The 18,018-nt window shown below is 55.9% G+C and carries 23 protein-coding genes and 1 pseudogene; 19 read left to right on the top strand and 5 right to left on the bottom strand.

The features are described 5' to 3' along the window. Positions 1-180: 180 nt before the first annotated feature. The 3 genes from NAC44_RS12140 to NAC44_RS12130 form a co-directional block, all read right to left on the bottom strand. Positions 181-1,287, bottom strand: a complete 1,107-nt coding sequence (locus tag NAC44_RS12140; protein WP_250941077.1) for a ParA family protein — start codon at positions 1,285-1,287, stop codon at positions 181-183. A gap of 566 nt (positions 1,288-1,853) precedes the next feature. Further along, positions 1,854-2,381 (bottom strand): hypothetical protein, encoded by a 528-nt coding sequence (locus NAC44_RS12135; protein ID WP_250941076.1) that lies wholly within the window; start codon positions 2,379-2,381, stop codon positions 1,854-1,856. Further along, a complete protein-coding gene (locus NAC44_RS12130) occupies positions 2,374-3,000 on the bottom strand; it encodes a LexA family transcriptional regulator (RefSeq protein WP_250941075.1) in 627 nt (208 codons plus the stop codon). The genes NAC44_RS12135 and NAC44_RS12130 overlap by 8 nt, the downstream gene beginning before the upstream one ends. An 82-nt stretch (positions 3,001-3,082) precedes the next feature. Between NAC44_RS12130 and NAC44_RS12125 the strand changes: the two genes are divergently transcribed. From NAC44_RS12125 to NAC44_RS12065, 14 genes and pseudogenes are all read left to right on the top strand, one after another. Next, a complete protein-coding gene (locus NAC44_RS12125) occupies positions 3,083-3,325 on the top strand; it encodes a hypothetical protein (RefSeq protein ID WP_250941074.1) in 243 nt (80 codons plus the stop codon). Continuing rightward, positions 3,322-3,597, top strand: coding sequence for a hypothetical protein (locus NAC44_RS12120; protein WP_250941073.1), 276 nt, complete (start codon positions 3,322-3,324; stop codon positions 3,595-3,597). The genes NAC44_RS12125 and NAC44_RS12120 overlap by 4 nt, the downstream gene beginning before the upstream one ends. Then, positions 3,598-3,843, top strand: a pseudogene (locus tag NAC44_RS12115) (DUF2312 domain-containing protein); the annotation flags it as partial. Between the two features lie 641 nt (positions 3,844-4,484). Next, on the top strand, positions 4,485-5,168 hold the full coding sequence (locus NAC44_RS12110) for a hypothetical protein (protein ID WP_250941072.1): 684 nt from the start codon (positions 4,485-4,487) through the stop codon (positions 5,166-5,168). A 103-nt stretch (positions 5,169-5,271) separates the two neighbouring features. Continuing rightward, positions 5,272-5,394: a hypothetical protein gene (locus NAC44_RS21235; RefSeq protein ID WP_274706867.1), complete on the top strand. Its 123-nt coding sequence runs from the start codon at positions 5,272-5,274 to the stop codon at positions 5,392-5,394. Positions 5,395-5,860: 466 nt separating this feature from the next. Further along, complete coding sequence (locus tag NAC44_RS12105; protein ID WP_250941071.1) at positions 5,861-6,247, top strand: hypothetical protein; 387 nt, start codon at positions 5,861-5,863, stop codon at positions 6,245-6,247. A 50-nt stretch (positions 6,248-6,297) separates the two neighbouring features. Then, positions 6,298-7,689 (top strand): helicase-related protein, encoded by a 1,392-nt coding sequence (locus NAC44_RS12100; protein WP_250941070.1) that lies wholly within the window; start codon positions 6,298-6,300, stop codon positions 7,687-7,689. Then, on the top strand, positions 7,686-8,660 hold the full coding sequence (locus tag NAC44_RS12095) for a DNA-methyltransferase (protein WP_250941069.1): 975 nt from the start codon (positions 7,686-7,688) through the stop codon (positions 8,658-8,660). Before NAC44_RS12100 ends, NAC44_RS12095 begins: the two co-directional genes overlap by 4 nt. Then, positions 8,657-9,511, top strand: coding sequence for a hypothetical protein (locus NAC44_RS12090; protein ID WP_250941067.1), 855 nt, complete (start codon positions 8,657-8,659; stop codon positions 9,509-9,511). Before NAC44_RS12095 ends, NAC44_RS12090 begins: the two co-directional genes overlap by 4 nt. Continuing rightward, on the top strand, positions 9,508-9,705 hold the full coding sequence (locus NAC44_RS12085) for a hypothetical protein (protein ID WP_250941066.1): 198 nt from the start codon (positions 9,508-9,510) through the stop codon (positions 9,703-9,705). Before NAC44_RS12090 ends, NAC44_RS12085 begins: the two co-directional genes overlap by 4 nt. Further along, the gene (locus NAC44_RS12080) at positions 9,702-10,097 is read left to right on the top strand and encodes a DUF1064 domain-containing protein (protein ID WP_250941064.1); all 396 of its coding nucleotides are present in this window, start codon (positions 9,702-9,704) and stop codon (positions 10,095-10,097) included. The genes NAC44_RS12085 and NAC44_RS12080 overlap by 4 nt, the downstream gene beginning before the upstream one ends. Then, positions 10,094-10,936, top strand: coding sequence for a YdaU family protein (locus NAC44_RS12075; protein WP_250941062.1), 843 nt, complete (start codon positions 10,094-10,096; stop codon positions 10,934-10,936). Before NAC44_RS12080 ends, NAC44_RS12075 begins: the two co-directional genes overlap by 4 nt. Beyond that, positions 10,908-11,507, top strand: a complete 600-nt coding sequence (locus NAC44_RS12070) for a hypothetical protein (protein WP_250941060.1) — start codon at positions 10,908-10,910, stop codon at positions 11,505-11,507. Before NAC44_RS12075 ends, NAC44_RS12070 begins: the two co-directional genes overlap by 29 nt. 42 nt (positions 11,508-11,549) lie before the next feature. Then, complete coding sequence (locus NAC44_RS12065; protein ID WP_250941058.1) at positions 11,550-12,149, top strand: hypothetical protein; 600 nt, start codon at positions 11,550-11,552, stop codon at positions 12,147-12,149. An 83-nt stretch (positions 12,150-12,232) separates the two neighbouring features. Here the strand turns inward: NAC44_RS12065 and NAC44_RS12060 are convergent, their stop codons facing one another. After that, positions 12,233-12,472, bottom strand: coding sequence for a hypothetical protein (locus tag NAC44_RS12060; protein ID WP_250941055.1), 240 nt, complete (start codon positions 12,470-12,472; stop codon positions 12,233-12,235). A 2-nt stretch (positions 12,473-12,474) separates the two neighbouring features. Then, the gene (locus NAC44_RS12055) at positions 12,475-12,711 is read right to left on the bottom strand and encodes a helix-turn-helix domain-containing protein (protein ID WP_274706866.1); all 237 of its coding nucleotides are present in this window, start codon (positions 12,709-12,711) and stop codon (positions 12,475-12,477) included. 386 nt (positions 12,712-13,097) lie between these two features. Here NAC44_RS12055 and NAC44_RS12050 point away from each other — a divergent pair, with 386 nt between their 5' ends. Genes NAC44_RS12050 through NAC44_RS12030 form a run of 5 tightly spaced genes read left to right on the top strand, consistent with a single transcriptional unit; the run spans position 13,098 to position 17,938 of the window. Next, positions 13,098-13,685 carry a putative metallopeptidase gene (locus tag NAC44_RS12050; protein ID WP_250941052.1) on the top strand — a complete coding sequence of 196 codons (588 nt, stop codon included), beginning with the start codon at positions 13,098-13,100 and terminating at the stop codon, positions 13,683-13,685. Further along, a complete protein-coding gene (locus NAC44_RS12045) occupies positions 13,682-14,191 on the top strand; it encodes an HNH endonuclease (RefSeq protein WP_250941050.1) in 510 nt (169 codons plus the stop codon). The genes NAC44_RS12050 and NAC44_RS12045 overlap by 4 nt, the downstream gene beginning before the upstream one ends. Positions 14,192-14,215: 24 nt before the next feature. Beyond that, complete coding sequence (locus NAC44_RS12040) at positions 14,216-14,680, top strand: DUF2280 domain-containing protein (RefSeq protein ID WP_250941049.1); 465 nt, start codon at positions 14,216-14,218, stop codon at positions 14,678-14,680. Beyond that, a complete protein-coding gene (gene terL, locus NAC44_RS12035) occupies positions 14,667-16,067 on the top strand; it encodes a phage terminase large subunit (RefSeq protein ID WP_250941047.1) in 1,401 nt (466 codons plus the stop codon). Before NAC44_RS12040 ends, terL begins: the two co-directional genes overlap by 14 nt. Before the next feature lie 29 nt (positions 16,068-16,096). Further along, positions 16,097-17,938, top strand: a complete 1,842-nt coding sequence (locus NAC44_RS12030) for an anti-CBASS protein Acb1 family protein (RefSeq protein ID WP_250941045.1) — start codon at positions 16,097-16,099, stop codon at positions 17,936-17,938. The last annotated feature ends 80 nt before the right edge of the window (positions 17,939-18,018 follow it).

Here is an 18,018-nt window from a genome sequence, read left to right as displayed (position 1 = left end):
CGCGTATCACTGCATTTGCTATGCATGTGCAGTGCATGTGCATCAAAGTTTCATATGGAATGAACGGTCCGATATGCGCGTACATAAAAGTCCGCGCTAGGCGGGCTCAGTGAAACCAGTTGCAAATGTTTGTAAGCGGCAAAGGAAAACCCCGCCGAGCGGGGTTGTGAGAGACTGGGGTTACAGCAGGGAGGTAAGATACTCTAATTCCTTGCGGTATTTTTTGTTTGCTTCATAAACCTCAAGCCTTTTCTTAGGTTCGATTGTGTAGCTCTTGCCTATTTGAAGCTTGGGAATAGGAATACCGAGCGCGCCGCTGATCCTGCCTGATGACGTGAAATCATCTGTAATTGCGAAAGCGTCTTCAGGGTTCTTATCGAACAAGTGGGCGTATTTTCTAGAAACGTCATAGGCGCGCTCGATGAATGAGAGCGAAGCACGATCCTTCGTTTTTTTGACATTACTACGGGCGCCAACCATAGTCATAACGATTGCGGCAACCTTTGGTGGAATTAAATCTCCGCCACGTTTCAGCCATTGATTGAAATCGCTGGATGGGTTTCCAAGCATATCCAGAGTCAACTCCAGCGATTTGATAGAGTGCTCGTCAACCCGAACAGGGATTATCAGGGCATCGCTGGCGCACCACGCCAAATGTGTGGCGCCGGTGTAAAATGGACTGCAATCAAGAAGTTGAAGCTCGCATTTTTTTAGCTCAGATTCCTTATCGAGCGTGCTCTTTATGGTATAGAGAATATTCTTTACTTTTGTTTCGGAGTTCGCTTGCGTAGAAGCCAACTGAAGCTGTTGGTACAGAGAGCTGGCAAAGGCAAAAAGTCCGGGGCTGCTCGGAATGAAGTACGAGGCCTTTATTCCCTTGAATTCTTCATTCTTCCCGCTGATGAGATAAGAAATGTCATCGGGAATATCCCCAAATGCGGGGCCGAGCAACCGAGGCTGTATTGCATCGTCAATACTAACATCAAGTTTTGACTGTGAATTATTCAAGCTATCGGTCAAATTTCCTTGGGCGCACAGGTCGCCTACAAGTGTACTTTTGTTGCACGCCATCAGGTATGCCAAATTGAAACTCAGCGTAGATTTTCCGATGCCACCGCGCAGGTTGCTTACGCAGTAAGTCTTATAGCTAAAGTTCGGCAAGTTCTGCACGCCATCTGACAATGACGCCTCATGATTCGAAATGATTTTGTCTAACCCGGAATTCATCGGCACACCTTTCGCGCTGTTATTGAAACAGCGATGACACGTAAGCAAGGTGTGGGTCAAGCGAAATTGTGAAGTTTTATCTTCGTTGTGCGCCTGTAATGAAAAAATGTGATTTTGCTAAAAAATGTGGTTTATGTAATGATGTGTGGGTGGGCTATAACTCGCGCCGTTGTATCTTTCTATGAGATGATGTGAAGGCATTCATTGAAGCGTGTTGGGGTCATTTTAGCATCCGGCCAGCGGATCACGTCACGTCAGTTTTTGTTCTTGGCGAGCGTATTGCCGGAAACGACACTGAGTTTGGTGCCTGTCCCGGCTTTTAGATTTTGGCCTCCAGTAATAGTTTCGCGCGCCCATATCCTGTAAGGAAAATATCACCTTGCCATATCCGAGTTCGTTGAACAGGTCGCTGTCAACCTGGAATGACGTGTACATACCGTTTGAAACGCTGGCGCACCGGCGCTTTTTTCTAGCTCTTCGGGTGAGCCAGAGCACCAAAGAGAGCAGCTACCGATATGGCAGCGATTGCCAAGGTCGGCGCGGGGTTTCCAACGTGGAACGGCTATAGCCATTTAATGTCCCTTTAGGTGGTGCGCAGCGTCGAAATTTAGATGACATGCAGGGCTTCATTTTTGATCAAGCTTTTGAAGTTCAATCAAAATTTGCTGTTTGTACCAATTCTGACACCATCTTCCCTTTGCCATGAGAATATTGAAGCTAATTTCATTTGAGTATCCAGAATTATAAAGCTTCATTTGGTGAGTGTTCTCTTCGCATTCAGCTTTTATTCTTTCAATTTCTGCAGGATCGACAACGGATTGCCCGCATTCATTCGTTTCATTCAACGTCAATTTTTTTTCAGCAGCATCATATTGAAAGGGTCGAAATCCTTCATAGCCACCAGAGGCGTTTTTTGCATTGAACCGTCCGCAGATAATAGGAGGCTTTTCTGAAAGAACCTTCATGTGGTCAAATTGGGCTGAATATGGATCGCGGAGCTTTTCAAGAATTGCTTCGCGAGCTGCGTTCCATGTTTCAGGTGGCATTCCTTTATCCGATCCGTCCATAACTTGCTGAGCAGAGGCGCTGACCGCTGGCGCTAATGATAGCGCCCAAGAGATCAGGATTATCATCAATCCGCTTCGGTCAAACATCTTGGATAATCCTTTTCACGCGCCCAAAAACATAGAGATCATCTCGGTCGGCGGGGATAGCCATGTGATCAGGGTTCGTCGAGTATGGCACCATCCGGTTCGGATAGCCGTTGCTCGCGCGTCTATACATTTTGAACGTGGCCGCTCCGCCATCGAGAACGAAGACATAATATCGACCGTCAAGAAGAACGTCATCACTGCGGTCAACAAGAATAATTGCGCCATCTGGGGCGATACGGTTCATGGAATCGCCTTCTACCTGCAGGGCCACCCAATCGCCCTTTGGCAGTTCACCTACTTTGATGCGCCTGATGATTTCGTGTTCACTGACGCCGTCCTGATCGCGCAGGTTCGTTGCGGACACCATAGAAACGAGAGGGACGTCTATATCTGATCGTTCCAGGTTCTCGCTTTCGCCATACAGGATCCACCCGGCGCGCACTCCGAATGCCTCTGCATATTTCTCAGCAGCTTTGCGCGAAATCGGTCGATTGCCGTTTTCGTTGCTGATTAGTAGGTCTTTCCCAAGTAGCCCTTTAAAGGCGCGCGCGGCCTCTGTCGGGCTCGAAAACCCTGCCGCTTCCCTCGCTCGCTGTAATCTATGCCTTGGTTCTTCCATGAGAATCTTATTGCGCAAATTTGTCGGACAAGGCGTACGATTTTGACTTGATTTTAATTCGTACGTTATGTACGTTTTGTGCATGAGCAACGCACCTTCATCCATTTCTGCCCTGATTGAGCAGTGGCCTACGATCACAGAATTCGCGGCAGAAGTTGGCTGCGGGTACGAGGCAGCGCGCCAGATGCGCCGCCGTCAAAGCATCGCTCCCGAGCATTGGCCGAAGATTGTTTCGGCCAGCCGGGCGAGAAAAATCCCGGGAGTAACGCTTGAGTGGCTGGCGCAGCAGCGCGCCGCGCATCCGGAACAGGAAGGTGTCGCATGAGCACCGATAATCAAACAAAGGCACGCGAGCCGAACACGGAATTCATCGTCATTCACGAGACGGTTTTGCAAAGCTGGGCCCGTGATGCATCCACCTTCATGCTGTTTGCCGGCCTGATCGGCCTCGGCGTCATAGCTGAAAGTGCCGCAATGCAGTGGGCAGGTATGCTCGTTGCCATCGTGGTTTTCGTGAGTAGAACTGGCCCGGTTAAAATGAGGCGCATGACCCGTGAGCAGGCAATCAATCACCTTGTAAACGGGGAGGGCGTATAAATGACCAACGCTCATGGTGTTGCGCGTGACCAGCTTCGCGCTTTCGTCGAGCGCATCGAACGCCTGGAAGAAGAGAAGAAGACCATCGCCGACGACATCAAGGATGTTTACGGCGAGGCCAAAGCCATGGGCTTCGACACCAAGATTCTGAAAAAGGTTATCTCGCTGCGCAAAAAGGATGAGCAAGAGCGCAGCGAGGAAGAAATGATCCTCGACACCTATCTTGCGGCTCTCGGTATGCTGCAGCACGATCTTTTCGAAGATGAGCCGGCACCTGCCACTCGTGAAGACAGGGCGAAGCGCCGCACCTCTGAGGCGATGGCAGATCATAAGTCCTTGGTCGACGAGATGGCCGATGCAGGCCTGATTTCCGAGGAAGCACGTCACGAAAACAAAGCTCTTGCGGATGCCGTCGCCACCAAGTTCGGCAACAGCCCCGCCATGGCTCTCCAATCCCCGCGCAAGGCGGCGGAGGCGGTATCCGAGAGGACCGCGAACCACACAGAAACCGACGCTGCTATTTCTCGCCCTGAGTTTAATCAGCCCGAGATTGAAAACAGGTCGGGCAGGGAGGCGCCAGAAGCTGATGCCTCCGGCGGGATGCAGGACGAAGTTGCGATCCATCCCGCCACCCCCATCGCTTCGGCCTCTCAAGGCGAAGCCGAAGCTCCAACCGGGTCGACCTCCGGCCCAAACGAAGGAGGCAGCCATGTAGACGCTTCGATTTCTGCCGCAACACATCAGGCCGGGTCGGACATCGTCAGGACTCCGCGCCCGGCCACTTCCTCCCTCCGACCCAACTGCCGGAACCCCGGTGAAGCATGTGGCGGATATGGAAGCAAGCATTGCTGGTCCTGTGAAAAATCCATGAGGGAAGGGGACGCGGCATGACCTCCACCGCTGAACGGGAAATCCGAGACGCCGTTGTTGCGCGCCTTCGCGAACTCGCTCCAGATGCCCGCATCGTTCATGAGTTGAATTGCTCCGGGCAGGGGACGAACCGCATTGATGTGGCTGCGATTACCCGAGACGTTATCGTGGGTGTCGAGATCAAGTCCGAGAAGGACGTTCTCAAGCGCCTGACGGATCAGCTCACAGCTTTTCGAAAGTGCTGCCACATCGTCGTCGTGGCCGCTCATAGCAAGCACTTCAAGGAATACCGGGGCGATTGGCGCGCCGACGTGCCGAGTGAATATCACCTCGATCACCCGGAGTTTTATGGCCGTCGCTTCAGCTACGGCAAAGACGTCTGGAAGTACCCGCGCCCCGACAAGGGCAGCCGGGGTATGGACACGTGGCACTTTGACTTGGTGAGGCACACGACCAGCTGGAAGTTCCCGCTGCGCAGTTCCGACCTTCTTCAGATGCTTTGGGCGGAAGAACTCAGGATCGAGAGCGGCCGCCATCGTCTTCCATGCGGAAGCCGCGAGAACCGCGGCACGATGATCCAGAACATGTCGATGTTGATGACGGGCCAAGAGGTTTCTCGTGCGGTTTGCCGGCAGTTGCGGGCCAGATCGTTTGCCGAGGCTGATGCCCCGATCTTCGAAGAAAAGGTGGCGTCGGCATGACCCCGATCCTGCATCCAGCATCCGTAGACAGATTGGCCCAACGCGCAATTGAATGCGGCGTCGGGCTGGACCGGAAGCAGGTCGCAAGACCAGGGCGGCCATCATGAGCTTCGCATCTTTCATCCTGGTTCTTGTTGGCGCGTCGACGGCCATTATCGCAGCCGTTGCCTTCTGGCCTTCGATCTCGGCAGCGTTCGTGCGCTACATCGACCGGAGGGATTGGTGATGCTGATCTCCATCATCGCCAGCATTGCAGGCTGGATACTCATCACGTTGCCGATGGCAATGAGAACCGGCGAATTTCTCAAGCGCAGACATCATCGGATTGACCGGTAGCCCCCCATGAGCCGGTCAACTCAGCGGGCCGTTATCCTCCTCCCTAGCGGCCCGCTGAACATGAATACGAACCCTTTGGTCTTTGATCCTCATCACCACCGCATGGAGGATTGGGCCTATCGGTTCAAATGGCGCTGGTGACGACGGCGGATCGCCACCAGCAGCAGGGACCGAGGCGGCGGTGTCCCTGCGGGGAAAGGAAATTACATGGCTCGCCGGTGCGGCGGACTGAGACGATGGCGCTAACTCGCGCACCGCTTGAGCGCAGCAGGCGTCATCGTCTCCATCAATTCGAGTGCCTTTGGTCATCAGCAAGCTCCGTGAACAAGAGCAGTTGACCACAGGAGAATTCGGAAATGTCGGAAAAGCTGTCCGGATATTCAGAAAATCTAAAACAGGCAAAGCAGATGTCAGATGTAGCAACAGCCAATTTTCTGGTCGAGCAAATCGCGGCGAAGCGCCATGTCGGCGACATGTTCCGAACTGCTTGCCGAGAGCTTCGGGCCCGCTTCCCGCATCGGGATGATCCCGAAAATCAATGGACCGAAAAGCGTCTGAAAGCATGGCGTTACAACGAAAGCCAGATCGTGAAGCACTTCCAGATGGTGGAGCTTTTTGAGACCGCAGAAGCACTGAGGAAGGCGAGGGAAGAACATGAGGAATACAGAGCAAAAACCGCCCGTCTTCGTCAGATGGTTGAGCTTCAATCGTCGGCACGCAATCGCGATTTGGCTGAGGGATAAGGCGGCAGGTGTGGCTGAGTGGATTTGCCCTGAACTGAGGGATTGTCACGATGAATGATGCTTATGCAGACTTCCTTACTCGTAAAAAGATATTCGACCCTTCGACCGGCATAGCCCGTCGTGTCGAGCTGCCAGAATATCTTAAGCCTCATCAGCATGACATTACGGCCTGGGCGCTTCGCCGGGGCCGGGCTGCGATCTTCGCTGGTACCGGACTCGGCAAGACCTTGATGGAACTGGTCTGGGCGAAAGAAGTGGCACGTGAGACGCGCCGGCCGGTCCTAATCATGGCGCCGCTCGCTGTCAGCCACCAGCATGTCAGGGAAGGCCAGAAGTTCGGCATTTCTGCTACGGTCGTTTCCGCGCCGTCCAGCGAGACAATCGATATCACCAACTATCAGAAGGTTGATCGCTTCGATTTAGCCGGGTTTGGCGGAGTCGCTCTGGACGAAAGCTCCATCCTGAAAAATACCGACGGCAAGTATCGAAACCGGCTCATCAAGGATTGCGCATCCGTGCCGTTCCGGCTGGCTGCTACGGCGACGCCGGCTCCCAACGATTTCATGGAGCTTGGCAATCATGCCGAGTTCCTTGGCGTCATGTCCTACACCGACATGCTCTCGACCTTCTTCACCCACGATGGCGGCGACACTCAGAAATGGCGGCTGAAAGGTCACGCTGAAACCGAGTTCTGGAAATGGATGGCGTCTTGGGCCGTCATGCTCCGCATGCCGTCGGATCTCGGATACGACAATACCGGATACGACCTGCCGCCGCTTCGCTACCACCAGCACACGGTTAGCGTCGACTATGCCCCCAGCATGGAAACAGGCCTGCTATTCCCGATGCAGGCGCGGACGATGAAGGAGCGTCTCGCTGGCCGCCGCGACAGCGTCAAGGAACGCGTTGATCTTGCCGCATCGATGACGCCGGCCGGCAAGCCATTCGTCTGGTGGTGCAACCTCAACAGCGAGGCCGAAGCTCTCACCAAGGCCATCCCTGGCGCCGTCAACCTTCATGGCGGTCTAAAGGATAGCGAGAAAGAGCGCATCCTCCTCGATTTTAGCGATGGCAAGATCGAAAAGCTTATCACGAAGGCATCTCTGGCTGGGTTCGGCATGAACTGGCAGCACTGCGCCGATACTGGCTTCGTTGGCCTCAATGACAGCTACGAGCAGCTTTATCAGGCTGTCCGCCGCTTCTGGCGCTTCGGCCAAACCAAGCCCGTCAATGCCCACATCATCGCATCCGAGATGGAGGGCGCCACCGTCGCGAATATCCGCCGGAAGGATCACGACGCCGAGCGCATGGCGGCGGCGATGGTCATGCATATGGCCGACCTGTCGAGCCAAGAGGTTCGAGGAATGGTGCGCGACCGCCCTGATTACAACCCTCAAGTCCCCATGACCGTGCCCTCATGGCTGAACGGAGAAGCCGCATGACCATCAATGCAGTCGAGCAGGTAGTCACTGACCGATACGCGATCTACCAGGGTGATAGCTGCGAGCTGATCCGCGGCATCCCGAGCGATACGGTTCATTTCGGCATCCATTCTCCGCCGTTCGAAGGGCTCTACAAGTTCAGCAACTTCGACCGGGACATATCGAACAACGACACGGCCGGATTCTGGACGCATTACCAGTTCCTGATCCAGGAGCTTTTGCGGGTGACGATGCCTGGGCGCATCCATGCGGTTCACTGCATGCAGCTCCCGACGAGCAAAATCAGGCACGGCCATATCGGTATGCGCGACTTCCGTGGCGAGGTGGTGCGCGCTTACGAAGACGCCGGCTGGATCTTCCATTCCGAAGTCTGCATCTGGAAAGACCCTGTCGTCGCTCAGCAGCGCACGAAGTCGATCCGGCTCCTTCACAAGCAGATCATCAAGGACAGCACGATCAGCGGGCAGGGGCTCGCCGATTACATGCTGATGTTCCGCAAGCCGGGTGACAACCCCGAGCCAGTCGATGGCATATTCGATCGGTATGTCGGTTATGGCAATGAGCCATCGAGCATCGATAGCCGGATTGCATCGGGGGAATCTTCGGCCGATGCGGAAAAGTGGTTCTCCATCGAGGTTTGGCAGCGCTACGCGTCGCCGGTCTGGATGGATATCAACCAGACCCGCACCCTGCAGTATCGCGCAGGCCGCGATGAGAAGGACGAACAGCACATTTCGCCCCTGCAGCTCGACGTGATCGAGCGCTGCATCGAACTGTGGAGCAATCCCGGCGACGTTGTTCTGACGCCATTCCTCGGCATCGGTAGCGAGGTATACGGTGCCGTCTCTGCCGGCCGCAAAGGCATCGGATTCGAACTGAAACCGTCGTACTTCCGGCAAGCCGTGCGCAACATCGCAGAGCTTGATGAGGCGAAGACCGTCAATCTCTTCGCCATGGACGGCGCCGCATGATGCAGCAGCTTTCCATGTTCGACCTGATGATGGCGCCTCCGGTACCGCACGCTACGCCGGTGCAGACCAAGGTGAAACTGTCACCTTGGCAGATCGAGCAGCGAGACAATCGGCTCGCTCGCTTCGCATACCGCAACACGTTGCCGAGCGACGATGCTGGAATGCTCAACAGAGCATCGGCAGAGCTTCGTGCCTATGACGCCGCAGTTCGGAAAGCCGACTACGACGGTATGGTCGCATCAGGTAATCGCTTGAAGGCGATCGGTGAGCATGCGTTTGGGTTGACACAAGCCGAAGCCGAAAAGGGTGGTCCACCTGACGGCAACGGAAATTTCTTCTGCCTTCGCGATGCATGGGACTGGATGTCCGCCGCACTTGCTGCGATTGACGGCGAAATCCCGCTGTTCGGTCAGAAAGGTCGCTTTGAGATTGAGATCGCCAGTTGCCGAGTTGATTTCGCCTACTCGGGAATGTTCGGAATATGTGGCGGCGAGGCTCGCATCATCGACTGGGATAAGCCCTTCTTCTCCGAGACGGGATACCGATCGTTTCAGGTCTGCCCAGACGACTACGTCATCGCCGGAGCGAAGCTTGACTGCAAGGGGTGGCTTGAGCGGGTCTGCCTGGGACAGCTTACCGAGGGCGGCAAGAGAAAAATCCAACTGACCCGCGCTTGGCCGTCCTATGCGAGATCATGGCGAGACTCGCGAGCTTTTGCAGAAAAGTATGCCCGCTTGGACGGATGGTCGGGAGATCGGCTCGCCGAGCATGAGGCCCGTCAAAGCGCTGCGCTCGAGCAGATGGCCGCTGAAGGCATCGACCCGGACGAAGTCTGGAGAACTCGTCGATGACCGAGCCACAAGAGATGATTGCATGGCTCGACCGCCGCATAGCGAGTGCCGAGACCTGGCTTGCCGACCATGGCCGCCGCTCGAAAAAGCCCCGGCCTGAGATGGAGATCGAAATCAAGGAATACGACATCGCCCGGTTCGAGGAGATCAAGGCGGCATATGTCAAGGCGCTCGCGAAGAGGGATGCATCATGATTGATCGCCTTTCCCGCCAGCAGTACCGGGCCGAACTCGCCATGATCGAGCACGGAAAAAAGCGCGAGAAGAAGCGTGGCAATAAATTTGGCGCGAAGCGCACGACTGTTGACGGCATCACGTTCGATAGCAAGGCCGAGGCCGCTTTCTATGAAACGCTGAAGCTACGCCAGAGGGCGGGAGAGGTCGAGAACGTTGAAATGCAATGCCCGTATGCCCTGACCATAAACGGCGCTTTGATTGCGACATACAGGGCTGATTTTGTCTTCTGGGACGTTTTGCAGGGCCGGAGACGGGTCATTGACGTGAAAGGCGTGGAAACGCCTGTGTTCAAGATCAAGCGCAAACTGATGCTTGCATGTCATGGCCTGGAAATTGAGGTCGTGAAATGAGCAACAGAGCCTGGATGCCATTGCACATCGCCGATTATCTCGCTGACACAGGTCACCTGACGGCAACAGAGCATGGCGCCTATCTTCTGCTGATCATGCATTACTGGCAGCACGGGCACCTGCCGGAGAACGAGCGCGTTATCGCCCGTATTGCCAAGCTGACACCGGACCAGTGGGACGAGAGCCGAGACATACTCGCCATGCTGTTCGGCCCATGCTGGACGCATAAGCGCATAGATGCCGAGCTTGCGAAAGCTGACGAGATCATCGAAAAGCGCCGCGCTGCAGCAGAAGCCCGACATTCGAAGGAAAAGAAGCACACATCTGATGCACATGCACTGCACATGCATAGCAAATGCAGTGATACGCGCGTGCCACCTATACCCGATAACCAAGATACATCTTCACTTCGTTCAGATGTTTGCCCGGAGCCGCAAGCTGCTCCGGTCTCGCCAACGGTGATCGAGCTTCCAGCGACACAAAATCAGATCGTGGGGATCACAGAGGCAGACGTCGCCGAATGGGCGGATGCATTCCCCGCCGTCGATGTTCCTCAAAAGCTCAAATCCATCCGGCAATGGCTGATCGCCAATCCTCAAAAACGGAAGACTGCTCGGGGTATGAGGCGCTTCGTCGTCTCATGGCTCACCAGAGAGCAGGACAAGGGCGGTGGTGGCAAAACCGGGCCACCAGTACGGCAGGAAAGCGATTTTGCCCGCCACCAGCGGGAATGCACGGAAGCGTTGGAGCGCAAAGTTTACGGAGACAGACGACATGACCAGTTTGCCAGCAACAGTCCAGCTTACGACCTTGAGCCAGGAGATTGGCGTCCTCACTGAGCAGCTTAAGCCCGTAGAGCAGAGTGGCATTTCCAAATACCTGCTGTCGATGCGCAAAGCCGGAATGTCTCTGCCGCCCGGCATCAAGCCGGAGGATCTGGAAGCAGTCTATGGGTATGCCCTTTCCGATGTTCCAACCTTCGGCCTGAAACGCACGGTCGAGAAGATCATCAAGGGCGAGTACGACATCGAGCGCGGCTTTATCCCGCGTCCGCCTGAGCTTGCATCCATGGCCCGGGCAGAGGCGCGAACAATCCGCGAGGACCTTATCCGCCTTCGCGAGAAGGAACGGGCCATACGAGAATTGCAGGTGAAGCCAGAGCCGATTTCGGAAGAGGCACGATCCCGCGTTCGGTCGATCCTTGGCCGGTTCAGAGCTGGCCACGAAGCCCAGAAGGCGCAGCAGCGAGGACATGCCGCACCGGCGCCTATGAGCGCCGACAAAGCCGAATACTGGCGCAAGATCGAAGCGCTGAAAGACGCGCGAGAGGTCAGCACCGAACAGCAGGCATTCCGGAACAAAATTCAGATGGAGATGCCGGAGGACGCACAGGGAGCGGCAACTGTCTGACGGTAATCATCGAGCGGCAGCACGATACACGAGGAAACGGTAATGGCGGCGAAGAAACCAAAGAAGCATGGCACACGATCATTTAAAAACCGTGTGGTGGCGAACACAGATTTCGAATTCATCGGTCTGGGCAATCAGCATACGGAGATCAAGCTGACAGAGATCGACAACCCGCATTACAGCCGGGCGCATGCCGGCGCGAGCGGGAACCCCAAGACGACGACAGCGGCGCTGAACCTGCGCGAAAGCCCGATTGCCATGATGGCCGCGAAAGGTCACCTGACCATTCATCAGGTCGAGGCCGCGATCAAGTTCCGTCGGCTATGGGAAGCCCTGGGCGGGGCCGGGGCGGGATCTTTCGACTATTCCAGGGAGCCGGTAGACGGCGGCGGCGTTCGCGAACCCATAACCGATCGCCAGATTGATGCCGGGTCCAAGCTCGATGAAGCCCGCAAGCATATCGGCAGTCGATGCTATGACATTGTTGAGAAGGTTGCCGGCGAGGGAATCCCGGTTTCTCAGCTTGGCGCATCTCACAGGGAGAAAACCACGCTTGCCGACTATCTCCGCAACGCTCTCGATGACCTGTCAGACCTGTGGGGAATGAAAACAAAACCGAGCCGCCGTATTGCCAACTTATAACCTGTTAGTTATTATTTCGCTATGATGGTGATTTGCGCCACATGATCATCAAATCAGCCGCCCGCCGAGGCGGCTTTTTCATTTCAGTCAGCCGAAGGTGAAACGCTGATCTTCTTTACGTCAGGCCACGTAGCTTTTGCTTTTGACAGTGCGTCCTCGCGACTCCCGGCAAGCACTGATCCAAGAAGAACCTCGACGACCAGAAACCGTTTTTCAAATGCGTCCCATCTGGCAAGGCCTTTTGGATCCGGGCCCTCCTTCTGGAATTGAACCTTGACCTTTAAGCCGGCGGTGTCGTCTTTGTTTCCGTAGGTGGTTTCCATTTTCAAGCCTCTGAATTAGGGTCGAACCTTTCGGATGCGGTATAAGGCTTCAGCCCCATGACAAGGGCGGAGCAGGCCAATGCGATGGATAAGGGAATGATCACCGGCCTGTCGTCTTCCCTGCGGGAGCCACGCTCGTAATTCTCAACTGTCCCGCGCGAAATGCCAAGCCTTTCCGCTGCCTGGGTTTGGGTAAGGTTCATCGCACTTCGCCAAGCTTTAAAATCGTCAGGCGTCATGTTATTCTCCTCGACGAAGGTGAGACCGATTTATCTCCGGTGGAGACCGGCCCGAAGGCCGATCCCCGTTTTATTATCGGCTAACTGTGAGTGTCAGGCGCCAACCAAACAGTTTCACAGAAACCGTAACCCGGATTTTCAATCGTCTCACCTCCTTCGGACCCGAAGCATGATTGCCTCGGTGAATTCTTTATAGCAAATTCGTACTGAGTACGCAATAATAAAATCATACTAGGTACGAAATTTTTGCGCGAATGTAGCTCAATGGCAGCGATGTATCCTCCTTACTAACCCATGCCAGTTTTGAAAAATGCCCGGCATGAGAAGTTCGCGCAGGTGTCGGCGAAAGGCAAGATCATCTAATGCGCCCGATGCCACCGGCAGACATGATCGAGGATGTTGCGATCCGGTTCGAACCGGCAGACGAGATTATCAGTTGGGCGCGCGCCTCATTCATTGAGGAAGACGCTGACCTAATGAACGAGGATCATGCACATCTCAGATCTGCAACGATCGGGGCCCTCTGGACAAATGTCCCCAATGGTAGACATGGTCGCAGGATCATTGGACAGGCTGAGATGGGCTTACCGCCCGGCAGCAAGTGGTCGCGCGCCCGCGTTGAATTCCAGTTGCAGCAGTGGTTCGGTTGCGTGCCGGACTTCGTTCTGACCTTCGATGCAGAATACTGCTCGGTATGTTCGGATGTGGCGTTCGCTGCGCTTGTTGAGCACGAATTGCTGCATTGTGGGCAGGCGCGAGATCCATACGGGGCTCCAAGGTTTCGAAAAGATGGAAGGCCCTCATTCGCGTTGAGGGCTCATGATTTCGAGGGCTTCGTCAGCATCGCCGCTCGGTACGGAATAGTCGAGTCCGGCGTGCAAGAGCTCGTCGAGGCTTTGAAGAAGAAGCCATTATTCACAGCGGAAGAAGTTGGCTTCTGCTGTGGAACATGTGAGGCGAGGAAGGCTGCATGATCGAAGAGTGGCGCCCCGTAAAAGATTGGCCTTATGAAGTGAGTTCGGAAGGCCGAGTTCGCCGTGCCGAAACCGGCCGCATCAGATCTCCGATCCTGATGAAGTCGACCGGCTATCTCATGGTGTCGATGACCAGGCCCAACGGCGATCGCCTGATGGCTGCAATTCACAGGCTTGTGGCTTTTGCCTTCCTTGGTGAGCCGCCGCATCCAGATATGCAGGTCAACCACAAGGACAGCGACAGGGCTAACCCCAAGCTAGACAATCTTGAGTGGGCGACCATCTCCGAGAACATTCTTCATGGCTATCGCCAAGGCGCCTGCAACGCGACAGGTTCCGCAAACGGGTATTCAAAACTGACTGACGAGGCTGTCATCGCGATCAGAAGCGAAGCCTCCTCAGATCGTTCCAACTTTGTTGCTCTTGCTGCCAAGTTCAATGTGTCCAAGGCGACAATCTATGATGTCGTTAAGGGCCGCACATGGACGCACTTGCGTGTCGCGTAAACCTGAAGGAATCCTGATAGACCGATGGCCAAAGCGAAACTCTCCCGTGAGCAGCAAACCTTTGTGGTCCAGTCGCTCGCCTGCTTCGATTCACCGACGGTTGTCGCTGCCGCACTCAGGAAGGAATATTCGGTCACGCTGACCCCGCAGTCGATCGAAGCTTATGACCCGACCAAGAAGGCCGGCAAGAACCTGGCAGAACGCTGGAAGGCCCTATTCGAGGAAACGCGAAAAACATTCCTTGAGGACACTGCCAGCATTGCCATCAGCCATCGCGCCGTCCGGTTGCGGGCGCTCCAGCGCATGGCAGACAAGGCAGAGGGGCAGGGCAACATGGTCTTGGCTTCTTCACTGCTGAAGCAGGCGGCCGAAGAGGTAGGCAATGCATACACCAACCGGCGCGAACTGACAGGGAAGGATGGAAAGGAGTTGCCGGTGCCTGTGTCGCCGGTGACGATCTTCCAGTTGCCCGACAATGGCAGGGGGTGAGGCTGGCGCGGCAGCCCAGATAATCATCAGGCCGCAGCCAGGGCCGCAGACACAGTTTCTCGGATCACCGGCAGACATTGCCATCTATGGCGGATCAGCCGGGGGCGGCAAAACATGGGCGCTGCTCATGGAGCCGCTGCGCCACATCGCGAACCCGCAATTCGGCGCTGTGTTTTTCCGCCGCACACTGGTTCAGGTCCGAAACGAGGGCGGTCTGTGGGATGAGAGCGAAAAGCTCTATCCCAGCCTGAGCGCCAAGCCAAAGGTGGCGCCGGATCTATCGTGGACTTTCCCCTCAGGATCGTCTGTCAGCTTCGCGCACCTTGAGCACGACAAGACGGTATCGAATTGGCAAGGCTCCCAGATCCCGTTGATCTGCTTCGATGAGTTGACCCACTTCACACAAAAGCAGTTCTGGTACCTGCTGTCGCGTAACCGATCGATGTGCGGCGTAAGGCCCTATGTCAGGGCGACATGCAATCCGGATGCGGATAGCTGGGTTGCCGAGTTCATCTCCTGGTGGATCGATCAGGACACCGGCCTTCCGATCCCTTCGCGGGCCGGAAAGCTTCGCTGGTTTGTTCGCATCGGTGACGCCATCATCTGGGCGGATCATCCGTCGGACCTCGCCCATTACACGGCGCCGGATGAGAACGGCAATCCGAAGCCGATCGAGCCGAAGTCGGTGACCTTCGTTCCGGCAAAGCTGACGGACAACAAGGCGTTGATGGCGGCTGATCCCGGCTATCTCGCAAATCTGATGGCGCTGCCGACAGTTGAGCGCGAACGCCTCCTCGGCGGGAACTGGAAAATCAGGCCTGCTGCCGGCCTTCTGTTCCAACGCGGCTGGTGCGAAGTCGTTGACGCGATCCCCGCTGGCAATATCAGGTGGATGCGGGGTTGGGATATGGCCGCGACACCAAAGGTCGAAGGCACTGACCCGGATGCCACGGCCGGAACCAAGATCGGCAAGCTGCCGGATGGACGATACATCGTGGCGCATCATTGCCGAGATTGGCTCTCGCCATCAGGTGTCGAACGGTTGATCAAGAATACCGCAGACGCCGACGGGCGAGATGTCCAAATCTCCCTGCCGCAAGACCCGGGGCAGGCGGGCAAGTCGCAGGTCACCAACCTGACCAAGATGCTGGCAGGCTTCAACGTCAGGGCAACGCCGGAATCCGGCGACAAGACAACGCGTTTCGCACCGTTTTCGGCGCAGGCCGAAGCCGGGAATGTGCTGGTACTTCGCGGCCCCTGGAACAACGACTGGTTCACCGCGCTTGAGGGCTTCCCGGAAGCTGCTCACGATGATGACGCAGACAGTACAAGCCGCGCCTTCAATGCGCTTTTGAACGCGAGCACATTCACGCTCGCCAATATCTGAGGGTCTTCATGGGAAACGTCATAACGCTCATGCGTGACAGCTTGACGAGCTTGGTTTCCCGAATGGGTACCGATCGGGATAAGGCGGCAACCACGTTCTATACCAATCCCGTCCTGACGGATGATCAGATTGTCGCTGCCTATCGCGGATCGTGGCTGCCGCGCAAGATCGTTGATATCCCGGCGCTGGATGCATGCCGCAAGTGGCGGAACTGGCAGGCTGATGATGCGCAGATCGAGGCCATCGAAGCTGAAGAGAAGCGGCTGAACGTCAAGGGCAAGGTGCTGGAAGCTTATAAAAAGGCGCGCCTGTTCGGTGGCGCCGCGCTTCTGATCGGCAATGGAGATGTCGACCCGTCACTCCCTCTTGAACCGGAAAGGATGGGCAAGCAGGGGCTCCGCTATCTGACGGTCTTGACGCGCCGTCACCTCGCAGCGGGCGAGATCGAACGTGACGTTGCTTCCGAATGGTACGGCAAGCCAGGCTATTACACAGTCAATGTCGCGGGCGGCCAGCAGGTCCGGGTGCACCCTTCTCGCCTGGTCATTCTGAATGGTGCCATGCTGCCAGATGAGGAATTTGAAGTCGGCTTTGCAAATGGATGGGGTGAAAGCGTGCTCACATCCACGCTTGATGCCATCAAGAACGCTGATGCGACGGCCGGGAATATCGCCTCCATGATCTTCGAGGCGAAGATTGACATCATCAAGGTTCCGAACTTTTCGGCAAACATCGGCAACCAAGCCTATGAAGATGCGGTTCTGCGCCGGTATTCGCTCGCGAACCGGGTCAAGGGGATCAACGGCACGCTTATCCTCGATGCCGAGGAGGAGTATGAGAGCAAGTCCGCTCAACTCGGTGGCTTGACCGACATTCTTATGGGATTCATGCAGATCGTGTCAGGCGCTGCCGATATTCCGGTGACCCGCCTTTTGGGTCAGTCGCCCGCCGGTATGAATGCCACGGGCGAAAGCGACATGAAAAATTATCATGATCGCATCCAGTCCATGCAGGAGCTGGAAATGTCGCCCGCCATGCGCCGCCTGGATGAGTGCATCATCCGATCGGCGACCGGTGGCCGCGATCCAAGCATTTATGACGCATGGGCGCCGCTTGAGCAGATGAGCGAGAAGGACAAGGCCGATATATTCAAGACAAAGTCCGATGCGGCCCGGACACTCGTCGGGTCAGCCAGCGGTCAGGAGATCATCCCGCGCGTTGCGCTGTCAGACGCTCTGGTCAATGCCTTCGTCGAGGATGGGTCACTGCCCGGTCTGGAAGCCGCGATTGAGGAATACGGGTCTCTGGCTGAAAATGAGCCGAGCGAAGAAGAGATCGCCGCCGCAGCCCAACAGGCACTACAAACCGGGAATTCCGGTAATCAGGACCAGAAGACGAATGACGCCGCTCCACGGTCGCTCTATGTCAGCCGCAGCGTGACCAATGCTGCCGATATCATCGCATGGGCGAAGGGACAGGGCTTTGCGACGACATTGCCTGCCGATGATCTGCATGTGACCATCATGTATTCGCCGGCGGCCATCGACTGGATGCAGGCTGGGCAAGACACATGGAACGTTGATGGCACGTTGACAATCCCACCAGGTGGCCCGCGTGTTGTGTCTCTGTTCGGCGGCGGAGCGATCGTGATCGAATTCGCTTCCGCTGCGCTGTCTTGGCGCCATGAGGAGCTGAAACGCATCGGTGCAGAGCCGACCTATCCGCAGTATTCGCCTCACATCACATTCGCCTACCAGCCCGGCGATGTCGATATTGACAAGGTCGAGCCGTATCGTGGTGCAATCGAGTTTGGCCCCGAGATCTTCGCAGAGGTCAAGCAGGATTGGGCGGCGGGAATGATCGAGCGGTGATTTATTCGGGAAGATGAAGGATATTGTAGATGCCCAGTGACTTCATTGTCGGCGTGATGGTTGGGCCAATAACATTTATG

It is taken from the genome of Allorhizobium sonneratiae, assembly GCF_023700755.1.
Lineage (GTDB): Bacteria > Pseudomonadota > Alphaproteobacteria > Rhizobiales > Rhizobiaceae > Allorhizobium > Allorhizobium sonneratiae.
This window is presented reverse-complemented; position numbering and strand designations above follow the sequence as displayed.